General features: G+C 46.2%; 15 protein-coding genes, 1 tRNA gene and 2 riboswitches. Of the genes, 6 read left to right on the top strand and 10 right to left on the bottom strand.

Going from position 1 to position 16,160, the window contains the following annotated elements:
- Positions 1 to 93 precede the first annotated feature (93 nt).
- Positions 94 to 1,032 (bottom strand): carbohydrate kinase, encoded by a 939-nt coding sequence (locus XMA127_RS03425; RefSeq protein WP_173480612.1) that lies wholly within the window; start codon positions 1,030 to 1,032, stop codon positions 94 to 96.
- 73 nt (positions 1,033 to 1,105) lie between these two features.
- Here XMA127_RS03425 and XMA127_RS03430 point away from each other — a divergent pair, with 73 nt between their 5' ends.
- The gene (locus tag XMA127_RS03430; RefSeq protein ID WP_173480613.1) at positions 1,106 to 1,732 is read left to right on the top strand and encodes a transaldolase family protein; all 627 of its coding nucleotides are present in this window, start codon (positions 1,106 to 1,108) and stop codon (positions 1,730 to 1,732) included.
- A gap of 72 nt (positions 1,733 to 1,804) precedes the next feature.
- Positions 1,805 to 3,286: a glutamate--tRNA ligase gene (gltX, locus tag XMA127_RS03435; protein WP_173480614.1), complete on the top strand. Its 1,482-nt coding sequence runs from the start codon at positions 1,805 to 1,807 to the stop codon at positions 3,284 to 3,286.
- A 41-nt stretch (positions 3,287 to 3,327) separates the two neighbouring features.
- Here gltX and XMA127_RS03440 read toward each other — a convergent pair whose 3' ends face one another.
- Positions 3,328 to 4,086, bottom strand: a complete 759-nt coding sequence (locus XMA127_RS03440; protein WP_173480615.1) for an IclR family transcriptional regulator — start codon at positions 4,084 to 4,086, stop codon at positions 3,328 to 3,330.
- Positions 4,087 to 4,272: 186 nt separating this feature from the next.
- On the opposite strand from XMA127_RS03440, the gene XMA127_RS03445 reads away from it, so the two are divergent.
- Positions 4,273 to 4,348: transfer RNA gene (locus XMA127_RS03445), tRNA-Ala, on the top strand.
- A gap of 42 nt (positions 4,349 to 4,390) precedes the next feature.
- Here XMA127_RS03445 and XMA127_RS03450 read toward each other — a convergent pair.
- The 8 genes from XMA127_RS03450 to thiC all read right to left on the bottom strand — a co-directional run bounded on the left by XMA127_RS03450 (position 4,391) and on the right by thiC (position 13,426).
- Positions 4,391 to 4,705 carry a nucleotidyltransferase family protein gene (locus tag XMA127_RS03450; protein WP_173480616.1) on the bottom strand — a complete coding sequence of 105 codons (315 nt, stop codon included), beginning with the start codon at positions 4,703 to 4,705 and terminating at the stop codon, positions 4,391 to 4,393.
- A complete protein-coding gene (locus XMA127_RS03455) occupies positions 4,687 to 5,100 on the bottom strand; it encodes a nucleotidyltransferase substrate binding protein (protein ID WP_217361984.1) in 414 nt (137 codons plus the stop codon). Before XMA127_RS03455 ends, XMA127_RS03450 begins: the two co-directional genes overlap by 19 nt.
- 136 nt (positions 5,101 to 5,236) lie before the next feature.
- The gene (locus tag XMA127_RS03460) at positions 5,237 to 6,307 is read right to left on the bottom strand and encodes a BMP family ABC transporter substrate-binding protein (RefSeq protein ID WP_173480617.1); all 1,071 of its coding nucleotides are present in this window, start codon (positions 6,305 to 6,307) and stop codon (positions 5,237 to 5,239) included.
- A gap of 27 nt (positions 6,308 to 6,334) precedes the next feature.
- Positions 6,335 to 7,258, bottom strand: coding sequence for an ABC transporter permease (locus XMA127_RS03465; protein ID WP_173483627.1), 924 nt, complete (start codon positions 7,256 to 7,258; stop codon positions 6,335 to 6,337).
- Positions 7,258 to 8,337, bottom strand: a complete 1,080-nt coding sequence (locus tag XMA127_RS03470) for an ABC transporter permease (protein ID WP_173480619.1) — start codon at positions 8,335 to 8,337, stop codon at positions 7,258 to 7,260. The genes XMA127_RS03465 and XMA127_RS03470 overlap by 1 nt, the downstream gene beginning before the upstream one ends.
- Entirely contained in the window at positions 8,334 to 9,854 is a 1,521-nt protein-coding gene (locus XMA127_RS03475) for an ABC transporter ATP-binding protein (protein ID WP_173495231.1), read from the bottom strand. The genes XMA127_RS03470 and XMA127_RS03475 overlap by 4 nt, the downstream gene beginning before the upstream one ends.
- Positions 9,855 to 10,260: 406 nt before the next feature.
- Positions 10,261 to 10,887, bottom strand: coding sequence for a hypothetical protein (locus XMA127_RS03480; protein ID WP_173483624.1), 627 nt, complete (start codon positions 10,885 to 10,887; stop codon positions 10,261 to 10,263).
- A 649-nt stretch (positions 10,888 to 11,536) separates the two neighbouring features.
- Positions 11,537 to 13,426: a phosphomethylpyrimidine synthase ThiC gene (gene thiC, locus XMA127_RS03485; protein WP_173484662.1), complete on the bottom strand. Its 1,890-nt coding sequence runs from the start codon at positions 13,424 to 13,426 to the stop codon at positions 11,537 to 11,539.
- Positions 13,427 to 13,505: 79 nt separating this feature from the next.
- Positions 13,506 to 13,608, bottom strand: a riboswitch (TPP riboswitch).
- 70 nt (positions 13,609 to 13,678) lie between these two features.
- Positions 13,679 to 13,767, top strand: a riboswitch (TPP riboswitch).
- 44 nt (positions 13,768 to 13,811) lie between these two features.
- Between thiC and thiM the strand changes: the two genes are divergently transcribed.
- Genes thiM through thiD form a run of 3 tightly spaced genes read left to right on the top strand, consistent with a single transcriptional unit; the run spans position 13,812 to position 16,008 of the window.
- The gene (gene thiM, locus XMA127_RS03490) at positions 13,812 to 14,597 is read left to right on the top strand and encodes a hydroxyethylthiazole kinase (RefSeq protein ID WP_173484663.1); all 786 of its coding nucleotides are present in this window, start codon (positions 13,812 to 13,814) and stop codon (positions 14,595 to 14,597) included.
- Positions 14,594 to 15,214 carry a thiamine phosphate synthase gene (gene thiE / locus XMA127_RS03495; RefSeq protein WP_173480624.1) on the top strand — a complete coding sequence of 207 codons (621 nt, stop codon included), beginning with the start codon at positions 14,594 to 14,596 and terminating at the stop codon, positions 15,212 to 15,214. The genes thiM and thiE overlap by 4 nt, the downstream gene beginning before the upstream one ends.
- Entirely contained in the window at positions 15,211 to 16,008 is a 798-nt protein-coding gene (gene thiD, locus XMA127_RS03500) for a bifunctional hydroxymethylpyrimidine kinase/phosphomethylpyrimidine kinase (protein ID WP_173484665.1), read from the top strand. The genes thiE and thiD overlap by 4 nt, the downstream gene beginning before the upstream one ends.
- Positions 16,009 to 16,160: the final 152 nt, after the last annotated feature.

Here is a 16,160-nt window from a genome sequence, read left to right on the forward strand (position 1 = left end):
CTCTAATTACACTGTATCTGTTGGAGCCTTATCGAAGATGAGGCGATCAGACTTGCAAGAATCGCGGCCTTTTCAAGACCGCTCCAACATCGGTTAACTCAAATCACCAAAACGCGCTGAAATATCGGCAAGCATTGGCAAATCACCACCATTTCGCTCACAGGTTACTGCCGCAGCATGGGCTGCAAATTTTATCAGTTTTGCCGCATCAAGGTTATCCAGATTATCAGGGCCACCTTGTTGGAATATTTCGTGAATTAATCCAGCCTGGAAGGTATCACCTGCCCCAACGGTATCTTTAACGGTAATCTTTGGTGCCGGTGAGTGGAAGTACTCTCCTTTGGCTCCAAAAGCATGCGCTCCGTCACCACCCTGAGTAACAAACACCCAGCGTGGGCCAAGTGCTAAACAAGCTTTGGCGTAATCTTCGATTGAACTGCCAGGTAACAGGAACTCGATATCCTCATCGGACATCTTCATTACGTGAGCGATTTTGCCTAAACGATCAACCTTGGCCTGCCATACAGCGGGGTCTGGTTGAATGCTTGGGCGTACATTGGGGTCATAGGCAATCAACGCACCCGCGTTTCGTGCCTCACTGGCAAACCACTCCAGTGTGCTTGCACCCGGTTCAACAACCGTGCTGTAGGAGCCTAACGAGATGGCTGTAAACTGAGAGGGATCTGGGCACTGTTCTTGAGTTAAAGAGACATCTGCACAACCATCGATGTAAAAAGAGTAGGCAGGGTGGCCATTTTCGTTGAGAGCGATCATCGCCAGTGACGTGTTGAGATCGCTACTGGCTAAGAACTTAGTCTCTACGCCGTTAGCAGCAAGGTGCCCCGCCAATTTTTGACCCAATGGATCGTTGGAGTTTGCGGTTAAATAACCGGTAGGGTTGCCCATGCGTGCTAGGCCGATAGCGACATTCAGGGGGGATCCACCCACCGTCGCATTTAATGTCACCTGACCAGTAGAGGCAGAATCGCCAGGGAAAACGTCATACAAGGCATCGCCGCAACACAAAAACATCAAAACTCCTTAAGTAGAGCGTTATAACGCTCTATAATGTCAAACTTTAGTTTTATAAGTGGATTTTAACCTCATGGAATGGTTGCTTGATAGTGCTGACGTAAAAGATTGGAAGAGAGTATCACCAACGGGTCTATTCTCGGCCGTCACGACCAATCCACTTCTGATTCAAAGAGCCGGTCTGCACTGCTCAATCGACACTTATAAAGCGCTGCTTGATCAAGCGATGGATCTAGGCTTTGATCACCTGCAACTTCAGGTTTTCGGTGACGATTGGGAAGCGATGGCAGAACAGATTCTATCGATCAGTGATAACACCCTCGTTAAAATCCCAGCCAATGAAAGAGGCTTTGTTCTGGCAACCCAATTGGCCGTGCCTGAGCGTACGACCATTACGGGTGTCTACTCAGTCCATTTAGGAGCTGCAGCAGAGCGCCTAGGCGCTGCCTATGCTGCTCCCTATTACGCCCGATTGGCGGAATCCAATCGTGATGTGGACGCTATTTTTACAGGCTTGCGCGCTGCCTGTCAGAACACAAAGATCCTAGTCGCAAGCCTGCGCTCGATCGATCAGTTCGAGCATTTGGTCACGCTCGGTCATCGTTGCTTTACGATTCCGGGTGCCTTGCTGAATGATCTATTGAGTGATGAGATGACGGAAGCAGCCATCGCGCAGTTTGAAGAGGCCGCGAAGAGCTGAAATGTCGGTTTAAGATCAGACAACAGTTCTTTATAATTCACGCCATTATTAATTTTCGGATCTATTAAGTTTATGACCGTTCGTACACGTGTTGCTCCATCTCCAACAGGCGATCCACACGTAGGTACTGCCTACATCGCACTGTTTAACCTTGCCTTTGCTCGCCAGCATGGCGGCCAATTTATTCTGCGAATCGAAGATACCGATCAGACTCGTTCAACGCCTGAGTCTGAGCAGGCAATCCTCGACTCTATGCGCTGGTTAGGTTTGGAATGGGATGAGGGTCCAGATGTGGGTGGTCCGCACGGTCCTTACCGTCAGTCTGAGCGAAAAGATGCCTACAAAGACTTTGCGATGCGTCTTGTTGAAGAGGGTAATGCCTTCATCTGTTACCGTACCGGAGAGGAGCTTGATCAGCTACGTGCATCTCTAAAAGAGCAGGGCATAAATCGTGCGCTTAAAGAGTGTGATTTGGCTCTACCTGCTGATGAGGTTGAGAAACGTCAGGCTGCGGGTGCGCCATTCGTTGTTCGTATGAAGGTGCCTGTTGACGGTGTGTGTGAAGTTGATGACATGCTTCGCGGTACCATTGAGCTTGACTGGGCTTTAGTAGACGCGCAGATTCTTCTGAAATCTGATGGCATGCCAACCTATCATTTAGCGAACGTAGTTGATGATCACTTAATGGAGATCACGCACGTGATTCGTGGTGAGGAGTGGATTAACTCGGCGCCTAAGCACAAGTTGCTATACCAGTACTTTGGCTGGGATATGCCTCAGCTTTGCCACATGCCGTTGTTGCGTAACCCTGATAAGTCAAAGCTCTCCAAGCGCAAGAACCCAACTTCGATCCTGTTCTACAAACGCATGGGTTACCTACCAGAAGCATTGTTGAACTACCTTGGCCGTATGGGTTGGTCGATGCCAGACGAGTCTGAGAAGTTCACTCGTGATCAGATGTTCGAAAACTTCGATATCCAGCGTGTATCACTCGGTGGTCCTGTTTTCGATCAGGAGAAGCTGAGTTGGTTGAACGGCCTATGGATTCGTGAAGAGTTGGATCCTGCTGCATTTGCCGCTGAGTTCCAGAAGTGGGCACTTAATCCAGAGTATCTGATGCAGATTATTCCACTGATCCAACCACGTGTTGAGAAGTTCTCTGATGTGGCACCTTTAGCGAGTTTCTTCCTGTCGGGCATGATGCCAATCACCTTAGAGAGCTTTGCTCATAAGTCGCTTCAAGAGGAAGATGTTCGTCGTATTCTGCAATTTGCAGTATGGCATCTTGATCAGCAGCGCGAATGGGATCGTGACTCACTCTTTAATAGCCTAAAAGGCTTGAGTGATGCGATGGAGTTCAAGATCCGTGACTTCCTATTCCCGCTGTTTGTCGCGATTGCAGGTACGTCACAGTCTGTCTCTGTCGTAGATTCAATGTCGATTCTGGGTCCGGATATGAGCCGTGCTCGCTTGCGTCATGCGTTGGACATCGTCGGTGGCCCGTCCAAGAAGCAGACGAAGGCTTGGGAGAAAGAGTTTCGCTCGATCGTTTAATGAGAAAACCAGACAGGTTTAAATGCCTGTCTGGTGCTCAACTAAGATCTAAACCCCAACTGCTCAGAAATTCGCTCTCCCGTTGCCTTTAGGTCAGCGATCCACTCCTCTTTGCGTCGTTCGATAGGCGCTGAAACAGAAAGTCCTGCAGCCACCTTACCGTTGCGATCGTAAATCAGCACGCCAATACAGCCCACACCAATTTCGGCCTCTTCATCGTCCAGTGAATAGCCTCGTTCAACCGATTCGTGACAAACTCTTTTAAGGGCGTCTATGTCGCTAAGTGTGTTGCGAGTGTATGCAGGTAGGTTAGTTCGTTTTGCATAACCATCGATACTGGAGTCGCCTCCCAAGCCTAGCATCAGCTTTCCGACTGCTGTGACATGCAGTGGTGCACGGCTGCCGATCAGTTGGTTAACGTGCATCATACGATTAGGTGTCGCTTTCTCAAAATAGATAACGACATCGCCTTCGCGCAATGTCAGGTTCACCGTTTCGCCGGTACGATCACGCAGTGCTTCCATGTGGGGTAGGGCAACGGCTCTAATATCGACTTCTGAGTGCAAGCCGCTAGTCAGCTGGATCAGTTTTTGGCCAAGGCGATATTCACCATTACCACTGGCTTCAACGAATTTGTTGTCGCTAAGAGAGTGCAAAATACGGTGAACAGTCGATGGGTGAAGTCCCGTTTCGGCGCTAAGGATCTTTAATTTAACCGGTTTTGAGTAGCGAGCCAGTGCTTCTAAGATTTGAACAGCACGATCGATTACCTGTATTTTAGATCCGGAATTATCACTCATTTTGGGCTTCTCAATAATATTGTCATCTAGTTAGTGTATTTTTCATGATGCAGTAAGTTTTTCAAATAGTGAATATTTCATATTGTGAATTTATTTCAGAATGAAAATTATTATCTCTCTCGCACTCTTGAGAGATTAGCAGTTGCAAGGGCTGTTCGGTTTGATTAATATCCTGCTTGCTCTGATGGGGCCTTAGCTCAGCTGGGAGAGCGCTTCGCTGGCAGCGAAGAGGTCAGGAGTTCGATCCTCCTAGGCTCCACCAAATAAAAATGGCTACCGTAAGGTGGCCTTTTTTGTTTGAACTTCACTGAACTCGAACGTATGAATCTTTTATGATTTTTCTAAATCGTTCAGAGGTTGTAGACCAGTCTACAACGTCTACCGGCCAAACTAGGTCACACCGATCAAATGCGTCTTTGATCGAAGCAATTTTGCTCAAGCCAAGAGGGGTCTCAGTCATAATAGCTAAATCTAGATCTGAGTAGGGTCGAGATTTTCCAGTTACTCTGGAGCCAAATGCTATGACTGAAATGCCAGAGACTTCCGATTCAAGGATGCCTCTTACCGTTTCTAATTCGTGCTCACTGATCCGTAAATGATCTAGATTGAGTTCTGGCATTTGTTCGTTAATATCTTTTGCAGGTGAACAGCTTCATCAATAAATGCTGGAATTCCTTCCACTACTTGGATGGCAACGCTTTCGTCATAAGTATGGCTAGTTTTACCCCTCATCTCTCGATAAGTGCTCCAATCTGACCAGTTGCCTTTAATTAATTTCTTATCAGAAGCCGTGCGAATTAAACCCTGAAAACTGAGTTCATTAATACTGTCACTGTTGGCGGAACTCTCAACAAGGTACCGGCGAATCATCTTATGTGCGAGTTCGTACGTGAATTCAAAGCGTTGAATTAAACCGTCACGGACTTGATCGTCTGAGGTATCAAGCTGATAACGCTCCAATCCTTCTATTAGCTTCTTAAGAGCGTTGTTAAATGGTGTTAGATCTAATTCCATAATCATCACATTGTTTGAACTAAGTCTTATTTAAACACACTTTCCACTCAAATTGATGCCCAGACAACTTCAAATAGTTGCCCATAAAAAAGCCCCGGCAACTCAGTTACCAGGGCTCTTTCAAAGCAATTTCAGCTTATTGTGGGATAGAACCTTTTAGGCCTTCTACGTAGAAGTTCATGCCTGCAAGAGTACCATCATCCGCTGTTTCGCCTTCAGCCAACCAAGCAGAACCGTCTTGCTTGTTGATTGGGCCAGTGAATGCGTGGTATTCGCCAGAAGCTAGTGCATCACGTAGTGCGATTGCTTCAGCTTTCACGTCTGCAGGTACTGCAGACGAGATCTCGCCGATGCCAACCATGCCAGCGCCGATACCGTCCCAAGTGTTTACTGATTCCCAAGTACCGTCTAGAACTGCTTGAGTACGTGCGATGTAGTATGGTGCCCAGTTATCGATGATCGATGAAACGCGTGGCATTGGACCGTATTCAGCCATGTCAGATGCCTGACCGAAAGTGATTACGTTGCCCGCTTCCTGTGCAGCAGCCTGTGGTGCAGTTGAGTCAGTGTGCTGAAGGATAACGTCAGCGCCTTGCTCGATTAGAGCTTTAGCTGCATCTGCTTCTTTAGCTGGATCGAACCAAGTGTAAGCCCAAACAACGTTGAACTCGACATTTGGATTCGCTTTCTTAGCGTGGATGTAAGCCGAGTTAATGCCACGGATAACTTCTGGGATTGGGAATGAACCGATGTAACCAACTTTGTTGGTTTTAGTCATTTTACCCGCGATGTGACCCTGAACTGCACGGCCTTCATAGAAACGAGCAGAGTAGACAGATACGTTGTCTGCTTGCTTGTAGCCAGTCGCGTGCTCGAACTTCACTTTAGGGAACTTCTTAGCAACGTTGATGGTTGGATCCATGTAACCGAAAGAGGTTGTGAAGATCAGATCAGCGCCTTGAAGAGCCATCTGAGTCATAACACGCTCAGAGTCAGCACCTTCTGGAACGCTCTCTTGGTAGATCGTTTCAACGCGATCACCGAAGTGCTTCTCAACCGCTAGGCGGCCTTGGTTGTGCTCGTAAGTCCAACCACCGTCACCCACAGGGCCAACGTAGACGAAACCAACTTTAACGTCGGCTGCGATTGCTGCAGAGCTAAGCGTGATCGCCGCAGCCGCAGTAGTAAGGATTGATTTAAGTTTCATAGGGTCTCCCTAGTGAGTTTTTTAACCTCAGTTTGAGGCGTGGAACAGGCGGCCAAGGGAGGCGGGTGCCCCGTGATTCCCTTTTGCCGAAATAATGACCAGTACGAGAATTGTTATCAAAAACGGTGACATAGACAAGTACTCAACTGGAATTGCGACACCAGCTGCTTGCAGATTAAGCTGCAGCACGGTGATGCCACCAAATAGATAAGCGCCCAATAGTGCTCGCCAAGGCTTCCAGCTGGCGAATACAACAATTGCCAGTGCGATCCAACCCGCACCCGCTGTCATACCCTCGGTCCACTGTGGGACACGAACCAGACTGATGTATGCACCGCCCAAGCCAGCACAAGCACCACCGAACATGATCGCCATGAAACGGATGCGGATAACCTTATAGCCCAGGGCGTGAGCAGCATCGTGATTTTCACCTACTGCGCGAAGTACCAAACCGATGCGCGTGTACTTAAGAACAAACCAAACGGCTGCCACGATCAGAATAGAGATATAGACCATTGGATCGTGCGAGAACAGCATAGGCCCCAATACAGGGATGTCTGATAGAACGGGTATCTCGAAGGCTTGAAGGGTAGGTGACTTGATCCCTTCATAAGGTTTACCCAACAGCGCAGAGATACCTAAGCCGACTAAGGTTAACCCCAAGCCAGTCGCCACTTGGTTCGATTTAAAGAAGAGCACCAAGGTTGCGAAGATAGTCGATAGCAACGCACCGGCAATAGCCGCCGTTACAAACCCCAGTGCAGGACTAGTCGTATTAACGGCCGTTATAAAACCGACCACCGCACCGACAATCATCATGCCTTCAACACCTAGGTTAAGCACGCCGGACTTTTCTACGACGGTCTCACCAATGGCAGCCAGCAAGATAGGGGTGGCTGATACCATTAAAGAGGCGATCAAAAGGACGGGGCTGATTCCTGAAAGATCCATTATTGAGCCGCTCCCAATCGAATTCGGTAGTTGGTAAACATATCCGTCGCCAGCAAGAATAGAAGCAACATACCTTGGAATAGCTGGATGGAGGCGCCGGGAAGTCCCAACATCAACTGTGCTAATTCACCGCCGATGTAAGTCAGTGCCATTAATAGACCAGCTAACAGAATACCCACTGGGTGAAGTCGTCCTAAGAAGGCAACGATGATGGCTGTAAAGCCGTATCCAGAGTTGAAGTCGATGGTGATTTGGCCTGCTGGGCCTGCCACTTCAAACATTCCTGCTAGACCCGCCAAGGCTCCAGAGAAACCAAGACAGAAGACAATTAGACGTGTCGTAGAGACACCGGCAAATTGGGCTGCTTTAGGTGCTTCACCCATTAGACGAACTTCAAATCCGCGAATGTGACGAGTCATCATGACGTAGGTAAAGATCACCGCAATAAATGCAGTGATGACGCCCCAGTGCATGCCGGAATTGGCAATCACTTCACCATTGAACGCACTTGGGTACTGTTGCAGGTTGCGTGAACCCGGGAATCCATATCCGTCAGGGTTCTTTAAAAGCCCTTGCGCTACGGAAGCTAGAATCGATTCAGCTACGTAGACCAGCATTAACGAGACGAGAATCTCATTCGTTTTAAACTTGGTTCTAAGAACTGCAGGGATCATAGCCCAGAGCCATCCGCCGAAAGCGCCAGCAATGATCATGGTGGGGAAAATAAACGGTGATTCAGCAGGGTAGACGGCCAGTGCAGCAGCGGCACCAAAGATAGCCCCCATAATGTACTGACCCTCAGCGCCAATATTCCAGATGCCCGCTTTAAATCCGACCGACAGACCAATAGCAATCAGAATCAGTGGGCCTGCTTTAACCAGTAGTTGTGGTCGTGAGTAGGAGGCGAAGTTCTCATCAAAGAGTGGATCCCAAAAGATGATGCGTATGGCTTCAAACGGATCTTTACCCAAGGCTGCAAACATAATGCCGCCGGCAATCATGGTAAGGATGACTGCGATAATTGGAGTCAGGATGGTGGTTGTTCGTGACGGCGCTAACCGTTTTTCAAAACGTATCACTGTGCACTCTCCTCAACAGAGGCAGTCGATCCGCCCATCATCAAACCTATTTGATCCATACCTAACCCTGCAGTGGGAACGATTTCAGAGAGTGAGCCCTCATTAAGCGCACAGAAGTGATCACTGATCTCTAACAGTTCATCCAAATCTTGGCTGATTACTATGACACCCGCACCATTATCGGCAAGGTCCAATAGTTTTTGCCGTATAGAAGCCGCTGCAGCCGCATCGACTCCCCAGGTAGGTTGGTTAATAACGAGCACTTCAGGCTTTTGCAGAACCTCACGGCCCACGACAAATTTTTGTAAGTTACCGCCTGATAAAGAGCCGGCTGGGGTGTGAGTGCCTGGGGTACGCACGTCAAAGTCTTCAATAACCTCTTCGGCATACTCTGTGGCACTAGACCAGTTCACAAACCCATTTTTTAGCAGACCCATACGGCGAGCTGCGGTAATCACAGTATTCTCTTTCAGTGACATGGAAGGAGCCGCTGCGTGACCTAATCGCTCTTCTGGTGCACTTAGAAGACCCAGTTGACGGCGTTTGATGGGACCTAGCTCACCAATGGGCTCGCCATTAAACTGAATGGCGTTGGCATTCGTTTTAAGTTCGCCAGAGAGTGCTGAAAGGAGTTCATCCTGACCATTACCTGCAACCCCGCCAATACCCAGTATCTCACCGGCTTTAAGGTCAATGCTGATCGATTTAAGTGAGGTGCCAAATTGATCTTGTGAGGTTGAAGAGAGCGCTTTTACAGAGAGTATGGTTTCACCAATATTGCGGCTGGATTTAACCGGGTTTGCAAAGCTGGCACCTACCATCATCTCCGCCATCTCGCGTGCCGTGGTTTTTGACGGCACACAGGTTGCGACCTTTTCACCATGGCGAAGTACGGTCGCTTCATCACACAGAGCACGAATCTCTTCAAGCTTGTGTGAAATGTAAAGAATGGAGGTGCCTTCCTCTTTTAGCTGACGCAAAGTTTTGAATAGGATCTCAACCTCTTGGGGAGTCAGAACCGAAGTAGGTTCATCCATAATCAAAAGCTCAGGGTTTTGTAATAGACAGCGAATGATCTCAACCCGTTGACGTTCGCCGGCGGACAGGGTCCCTACAATACGGTTTGGCTCCAACGGTAATCCATAGGCATGTGAGACAAGTTCAATACTCTTGGATAGCTCACGTGGCTTGGGTGCGTCATCCATACCCAGTGCAATGTTTTCAGCAACGGTTAATGCATCGAAAAGGGAGAAGTGCTGAAACACCATCGCAACACCGGATGAACGAGCCGCGTTGGGCGACACTGGCGAGTAGTCGGAGTTGTTGAGTGTCATTTGGCCTGAATCAGGTTTAACCAGACCGTAAATCATCTTAACCAGTGTGCTTTTACCGGCACCGTTCTCACCTAAAAGGGCATGAACTTCGCCCTTTTTGAATTCGAAAGAGACATTGTTATTGGCGACAACACCCGGGTATGCCTTCGTCAGGCCATTGATCTTTAAGAGCGCATCTGCCATTGAATCGCTTTCTCTTGGTGGCTGAAAAAACAGTCACTGTCTGACTGTCTGGTTAACAATCGAATAAGAATACCTAGGGAAGGATCATATGTCATCACTCTGTCACTGAGTGATTCTATATTTAGAGGTTAGATAAAGTATTTGTTAACTGTGAAGGTCTGCTTAGTAATTTTAGGCATAAAAAAACACGACTCAAGATCGTGTTTTCTCTAGTTGCTCTCTTTGTACTCATTGAATGGTACCGATGGTCGGACTTAGAGACTGCCCAAGTACACCACCTTTCCTTGCAAAACATATACTTACATACCTTAGGTTCACCCTCAAGAGACCTTTTTGTGTCTACGGTTTTGTCTACGGATAAGTCCCTTTACCCGTAGGACGCTCTAACTCTCTTTCTGAGCTAAATTCACCGAAAATCTTTAAGACACTCATCAATTGAATCGGATAATGAGTAACCCCCCTTCACCCTGGGCTTTATAGATTTGTACCAATCATCAACAGGGCTGCTTTTCTGACTTAAAGGCATGCCACGATACATTAGCAATGGATTTACTTGCACTAGGCTCAATTGCTTAGGAAGCCGTGTTTTAACGTTGCGCAAGAAATTGAATCTGGTCAACTCAAGCTTAGCTTTTCTATAGGCGTCTCCAACGTATGCCGTCAGGTCACTAATGTTTACCAAACAGTAATTTCTTCCTAATACATTATCTTGTAGATAAGTAAGGTATTTGCGCGCAGCTTTGCTAAGGTTCTCAGTCAAAGCATAGGACATGCGATCGACAGTTAACTCCATATGTTGATAGGTTTTAAAATAGAGCCTGACATGGTCTTCCTGAGAAAGAGACCATATTGGATGGGACTGTCTAAAGTTGACTACTTCGTCCTTTAAATTGCATGGTCTAACATCTAGAACCAAACCAGTATTAATTGAGTAGGTTACTAGTTGTTCATTTGCTTCATTATCTAGACAAACTTGTGATGCGATATCTGGCTCTCCTTCCTGCTTGAGACATTCAACGATCTTACGCTGCATAGAATGGTTATATCTTCCCCAAGATCGTTCTTCATATGGAAATGTTGGTTCTGCAACTTCAAAAACGGAAGCATCTAGTCTACAAGTCAATTTTTTATCCCCTTTAGTATCTAATTGAAAGAAACTAGAAAGTCAGGTTTCATGCGGGTTGCAATGATTTAAGTGTTCCATATAGAGAACACTTACGAGCTAACTTTCTATCGTTAGGGGAACTTAAGAATCTGAATTTCAATCTACTTGCTAATTAGTGCTTGCGATTTTTGATAGGGTGAAGGGGGGTTACTCATTATCCGATTCAATTGATGAGTGTCTTAAAGATTTTCGGTGAATTTAGCTCAGAAAGAGAGTTAGAGCGTCCTACGGGTAAAGGGACTTATCCGTAGACAAAACCGTAGACACAAAAAGGTCTCTTGAGGGTGAACCTAAGGTATGTAAGTATATGTTTTGCAAGGAAAGGTGGTGTACTTGGGCAGTCTCTAAGTCCGACCATCGGTACCATTTATTTGGTATAGATTACAGAGAGACACTTTAGAAACCTTGAGATCCCTTAAGGTATCCCATTGTTTTCCTTGCGAATCCTCATGATCCGCGTCCAAGGAGTAGACAATGGGTCCCCAAAGGTAGCTAGTGTTACTTGCCCAATATTTTCCTAGTTACTAGCGTGATATAAAGATGAACCAAGCTCTTCAAATTTACCTGACATCTCTTTCATACCATGTGCTTTGATATCAGCATATTCTTTTACTTCCTGGCTGATCTTCATTGAACAGAATTTAGGACCACACATTGAGCAAAAATGGGCTACCTTTGCTGCGGGTGCAGGCATCGTTTCATCATGAAACTCTCTAGCCCTGTATGGATCAAGCGAGAGATTAAATTGATCTTCCCAGCGAAACTCAAATCGAGCTTTTGACAGGGCGTTATCTCTAACCTGTGCGCCAGGGAAGCCTTTAGCGAGATCAGCGGCGTGAGCTGCAATTTTATATGTTATCAGCCCGTCCTTCACATCCTCCTTGTTAGGTAGGCCTAGGTGTTCTTTCGGGGTCACGTAACAGAGCATAGCGCATCCATACCAACCAATTTGAGCTGCACCAATCCCTGAAGTGAAGTGGTCGTAACCAGGTGCTATATCCTGAGTCAGAGGTCCTAGAGTATAAAACGGTGCTTCATGGCAATGTTCTAACTCTTCAGTCATATTTTCCTGAATTCGCTGCATCGGAACATGACCAGGACCTTCGATCATGACCTGAACATCATATTCCCAAGCAATTTTCGTCAACTCACCGAGTGTTCGAAGCTCACTAAATTGAGCCTCATCGTTCGAGTCCATGATTGAGCCTGGACGCAGCCCGTCACCGAGAGATAATGCTACGTCGTAGGCGGCACAGATCTCACATATCTCCCGAAAGTGAGTGTAAAGGAAGTTTTCTTGATGATGAAAGAGACACCATTTAGCCATAATGGAACCACCGCGAGAGACAATCCCTGTTAAACGATTGGCAGTCATAGGTACGTATTCAAGAAGCACCCCTGCGTGGACCGTAAAGTAATCTACGCCCTGTTCTGCTTGTTCAATAAGCGTATCTTTTATGACTTCCCAACTAAGGTTCTCTGTAATCCCGTCAACTTTTTCTAGTGCCTGATAAATGGGTACTGTTCCGATGGGTATGGGTGAATTACGAATAATCCATTCACGCGTCTGATGGATGTCATCGCCAGTTGATAGATCCATCAATGTATCCGCACCCCATCGAGTTGACCATACAAGCTTTTCTACCTCCTCTTCTATTGAAGAAGTAACTGCTGAATTACCAATGTTAGAGTTCACTTTTACTAGGAAGTTGCGCCCAATAATCATAGGTTCAGACTCAGGATGGTTGATGTTAGAGGGTATAATAGCCCTGCCTTCTGCAACTTCTGTACGCACAAACTCTGCTGTTATTTTTTCAGGAATATTGGCTCCGAAGCTCTCACCTGGATGTTGTTTACGTAGCAGCTCGCTTTTTATCGCTTCCAGGTTTTGATTTTCACGGATAGCAATAAACTCCATTTCTGGGGTGATGATCCCTTGTCGCGCATAGTGCATTTGAGTAACACATTTGCTCTTCAAGGCTTTGCGAATACGAACTCGTTTTTGAAAACGCTTTGCTTCTCCTCGAATATCTATCTGTTGTAAGCGAGCATATTCAGAACTTAAAACATCTAAGACCTCTGTGTCTCCACGCTCAGTGATCCATCCCTCACGAAGAGGCTCAAGCCCTTCTGTAACGTCTATGTGCTTATTGGGGTCCGAGTATGCACCCGCTGTTTCGTACACATAGATAGGTTCGTTCTGCTCCCAATTTGAGGCATCTTTCTCACCAGCTATCGGTGTTGGATTACATCTAATTTTTCGCATGGGAACTTGTATGTCCGCACGAGATCCTTGGACATAGATTCTCTCCGAACCCGGCAAAGGGTTTGATGATAGTGAGTAGATAAAGTCTCTCGCAGACTCTTGAGCTGTTTGTGAGCTGGTAGATTTTGTATTTTCTGACATAAGCACTCCTGAACTAACTGGATTGCTTGTCGAGTGGTATCGAATAGATACGTGGCGACCCAAGATAAGGGTGACTGCAGAATCAAGAAATCTTGTTCCCTACGCGGGTTCTAACCCGTTCAGGTTCTGCGGATCCCGCACAATGTGCGATCTCAGCCAATAAGGCACTCCGACAAGTTTTTTTAAAATAAACACAAAAATGAAACAAATCAACAGAGATCTATTTACAAATGCGAGCGTAGAAAATACATTGAAAAAAGACAGGGGCGCCAAAAGGCTGAGAAGCACCCTTAGTACCTGAACCAGATAATGCTGGCGTAGGGAGTCGAGAATCCACTAGTCATAAAGCTAGGATTCCCCGTCTCTCTGTGGCCTTGGAGAGACCATGGAAAATATCGGACACTACCTTGATCAGATGCGTTCTGCATCACCACTAGTTCACAACATCACTAATTTTGTATCCATGAACAGTATGGCAAATGTTTTGCTGTCTGCCGGTGCATCACCAGCTATGGTGCATAGCCTAGAAGAAGTTGAAGACTTTGCAGCAATTTCAAATGCACTGACTGTGAATATTGGAACCTTAGAGCCTGCTTGGTTGGAAGCTATGTGTAAAGCAGCCAAGCAGATGAATTCTCAGAGTAAGCCCTGGGTATTTGACCCTGTAGGCGTTGGTGCAACCAATTATCGACAACAAGCCTCTAAACAATTACTGGCTTTAAAACCAACCGTAATACGTGGTAATGCGTCTGAAATCATGGCTCTCGCAGGTCTTGAAAGTTCGGGCCAAGGCGTTGATGGGCGAGATTCAGTAGATTCAGCTGTTGATGCAGCAGGAACCTTAGCTAAGCAGTTCGGATCTGTTGTCGCAGTTACGGGGGCGATTGATATCGTCACTGATGGTGAACGAATTGTAGAGATTCCTCATGGCAGCTACTTCATGAGTAAAGTAACGACTATGGGCTGCTCCTTGAATGGGGTTATTGCTGCATTCTGTATTGGCCAACCGTCATTTGAAGCTACAGTTTCAGCTTTAACGTACTACGGCATAGCGGGTGAAATAGCCGAGAATAAATGTAATGGTCCTGGTTCATTCTGGGTAGAGTTCGTAGATACACTTGCATCTCTGTCTGGGGATGCAGTGACTAGTCGTTCCCAGGTTACATTGTGAACCGACTTGGCCCTATTTATGTCATCACCGATACTGAATCACCCTGGTCTATTAGAGATCAGGTTAACTTTGCGGCTGAAGGCGGTGCGCATTTAATTCAGTATCGTGACAAACATATCAGTGATGCTGGCTATTTCAGTAAAGCAGTTCTGCTTATGAAAGACCTCAAGGGATATGATTGCGAACTAATTCTGAATGACCGAGTAAACGTGGCTAAAGAGTTGCCTCAGTGCGGACTTCATGTAGGTCAGAGTGATGGTGAATTAGCTGCTATCAAAGCATCACTTGCCCCAACTCAAATTTTAGGTCTGTCCATTGAGCATAGTTCTCAAATCAATGAAGCGAATCAGCAGATTGCTGATTACTTCGGTATAGGCCCTATCAGAGCAACTCAAACAAAGTCAGATCATGCTCCACCTATTGGGTTTGATGGTTTGAAAGATGCTGTCAAGCAGTCATCTATTCCAACATATGCGATAGGAGGAATGTCATCATCTGATATCCCTATTCTTAAATCTATTGGAGTTTCAGGTATAGCAGTTGTATCAACAGTTACACGTTCGGATGACCCAAAACAATCGGTAGAAAACCTTAGAAAAGAATGGAGCAAAACATGATCAAGAACATTCTTACTATTGCTGGCTCAGACTCATCAGGTGGGGCGGGCATTCAAGCAGATATTAAAACTATCTCTGCATTAGGTGGTTACGCAATGTCGGTTATCACAGCAGTGACTGCACAGAACACCTCTGGGGTTAAGGCTGTAAAGTTGATAGAAGCTAGTTTAATCAAAGCTCAGCTAGATGCTATTTTTGATGATATTCGTGTGGATGCCATAAAAATTGGAATGCTGGGATCAACCGAAATAATTACAACTGTCGCAGAATGTTTGAAAACCAAAAATGTTCCTATCGTTTTAGATCCTGTGATGGTCGCCAAAAGTGGTGATCCTTTGTTGGATTCAAATGCCGTAAATGCACTAAAAAATTCTCTTCTACCACTAGCCACTTTAATAACGCCAAATCTTCCGGAGGCTGCTGTGCTTCTGGGTCAAAAAGAAGCTATTAGTAGAGCTGAAATAGAAGCTCAAGCCAAAGACCTTTTGAATCAAGGAGTAGAATCCATTTTACTTAAGGGAGGGCATCTAAAGGGTAAAGACAGTCCAGACCTTTTAGCAACCGACGGCAGTCTGATATGGTTTGAGGAAAAGCGTTTTGAAACGAAAAACACTCATGGAACAGGATGCACTCTTAGTTCAGCACTAGCCACCCTTATTGGTAAGAATTACTCGATCCAAGAAGCCATTTTAGAGTCTAAAGGTTATATTACCAACGCTATTAAAGCAGCAGATAGGCTTTGCGTAGGCAATGGTCATGGCCCCACTAATCACTTTTGGAGTCTTGCAGAATAATAGTTTGAACCTAACTTAGTTACTTCAACATAGCAGTTGTCTGTATTCGACCCATAAGAGACACTTCGCGTAAACTCTGCAGCTCAGTCAAAAGGAGAAGCTAGTTATTCTTCAAGTGTAACTATTGATGTTTTTATATCGCCTTTCAATCT

The organism is Marinobacterium sp. xm-a-127, assembly GCF_013283425.1.
Taxonomy (GTDB): domain Bacteria; phylum Pseudomonadota; class Gammaproteobacteria; order Pseudomonadales; family Balneatricaceae; genus Marinobacterium_E.

What these genes read in the sequence shown, in the direction of transcription:
- gltX (WP_173480614.1), top strand. Translation starts at nt 1,805, where the DNA reads ATGACCGTTCGTACACGTGTTGCTCCATCTCCAACAGGCGATCCACAC.
- XMA127_RS03440 (WP_173480615.1), bottom strand. Translation starts at nt 4,086, where the DNA reads ATGAGTGATAATTCCGGATCTAAAATACAGGTAATCGATCGTGCTGTT.
- XMA127_RS03460 (WP_173480617.1), bottom strand. Translation starts at nt 6,307, where the DNA reads ATGAAACTTAAATCAATCCTTACTACTGCGGCTGCGGCGATCACGCTT.
- XMA127_RS03465 (WP_173483627.1), bottom strand. Translation starts at nt 7,258, where the DNA reads ATGGATCTTTCAGGAATCAGCCCCGTCCTTTTGATCGCCTCTTTAATG.
- XMA127_RS03455 (WP_217361984.1), bottom strand. Translation starts at nt 5,100, where the DNA reads ATGGAATTAGATCTAACACCATTTAACAACGCTCTTAAGAAGCTAATA.
- thiD (WP_173484665.1), top strand. Translation starts at nt 15,211, where the DNA reads ATGATCAAGAACATTCTTACTATTGCTGGCTCAGACTCATCAGGTGGG.
- thiM (WP_173484663.1), top strand. Translation starts at nt 13,812, where the DNA reads ATGGAAAATATCGGACACTACCTTGATCAGATGCGTTCTGCATCACCA.
- XMA127_RS03475 (WP_173495231.1), bottom strand. Translation starts at nt 9,854, where the DNA reads ATGGCAGATGCGCTCTTAAAGATCAATGGCCTGACGAAGGCATACCCG.
- thiC (WP_173484662.1), bottom strand. Translation starts at nt 13,426, where the DNA reads ATGTCAGAAAATACAAAATCTACCAGCTCACAAACAGCTCAAGAGTCT.
- XMA127_RS03450 (WP_173480616.1), bottom strand. Translation starts at nt 4,705, where the DNA reads ATGCCAGAACTCAATCTAGATCATTTACGGATCAGTGAGCACGAATTA.
- XMA127_RS03480 (WP_173483624.1), bottom strand. Translation starts at nt 10,887, where the DNA reads ATGCAGCGTAAGATCGTTGAATGTCTCAAGCAGGAAGGAGAGCCAGAT.
- XMA127_RS03430 (WP_173480613.1), top strand. Translation starts at nt 1,106, where the DNA reads ATGGAATGGTTGCTTGATAGTGCTGACGTAAAAGATTGGAAGAGAGTA.
- XMA127_RS03425 (WP_173480612.1), bottom strand. Translation starts at nt 1,032, where the DNA reads ATGTTTTTGTGTTGCGGCGATGCCTTGTATGACGTTTTCCCTGGCGAT.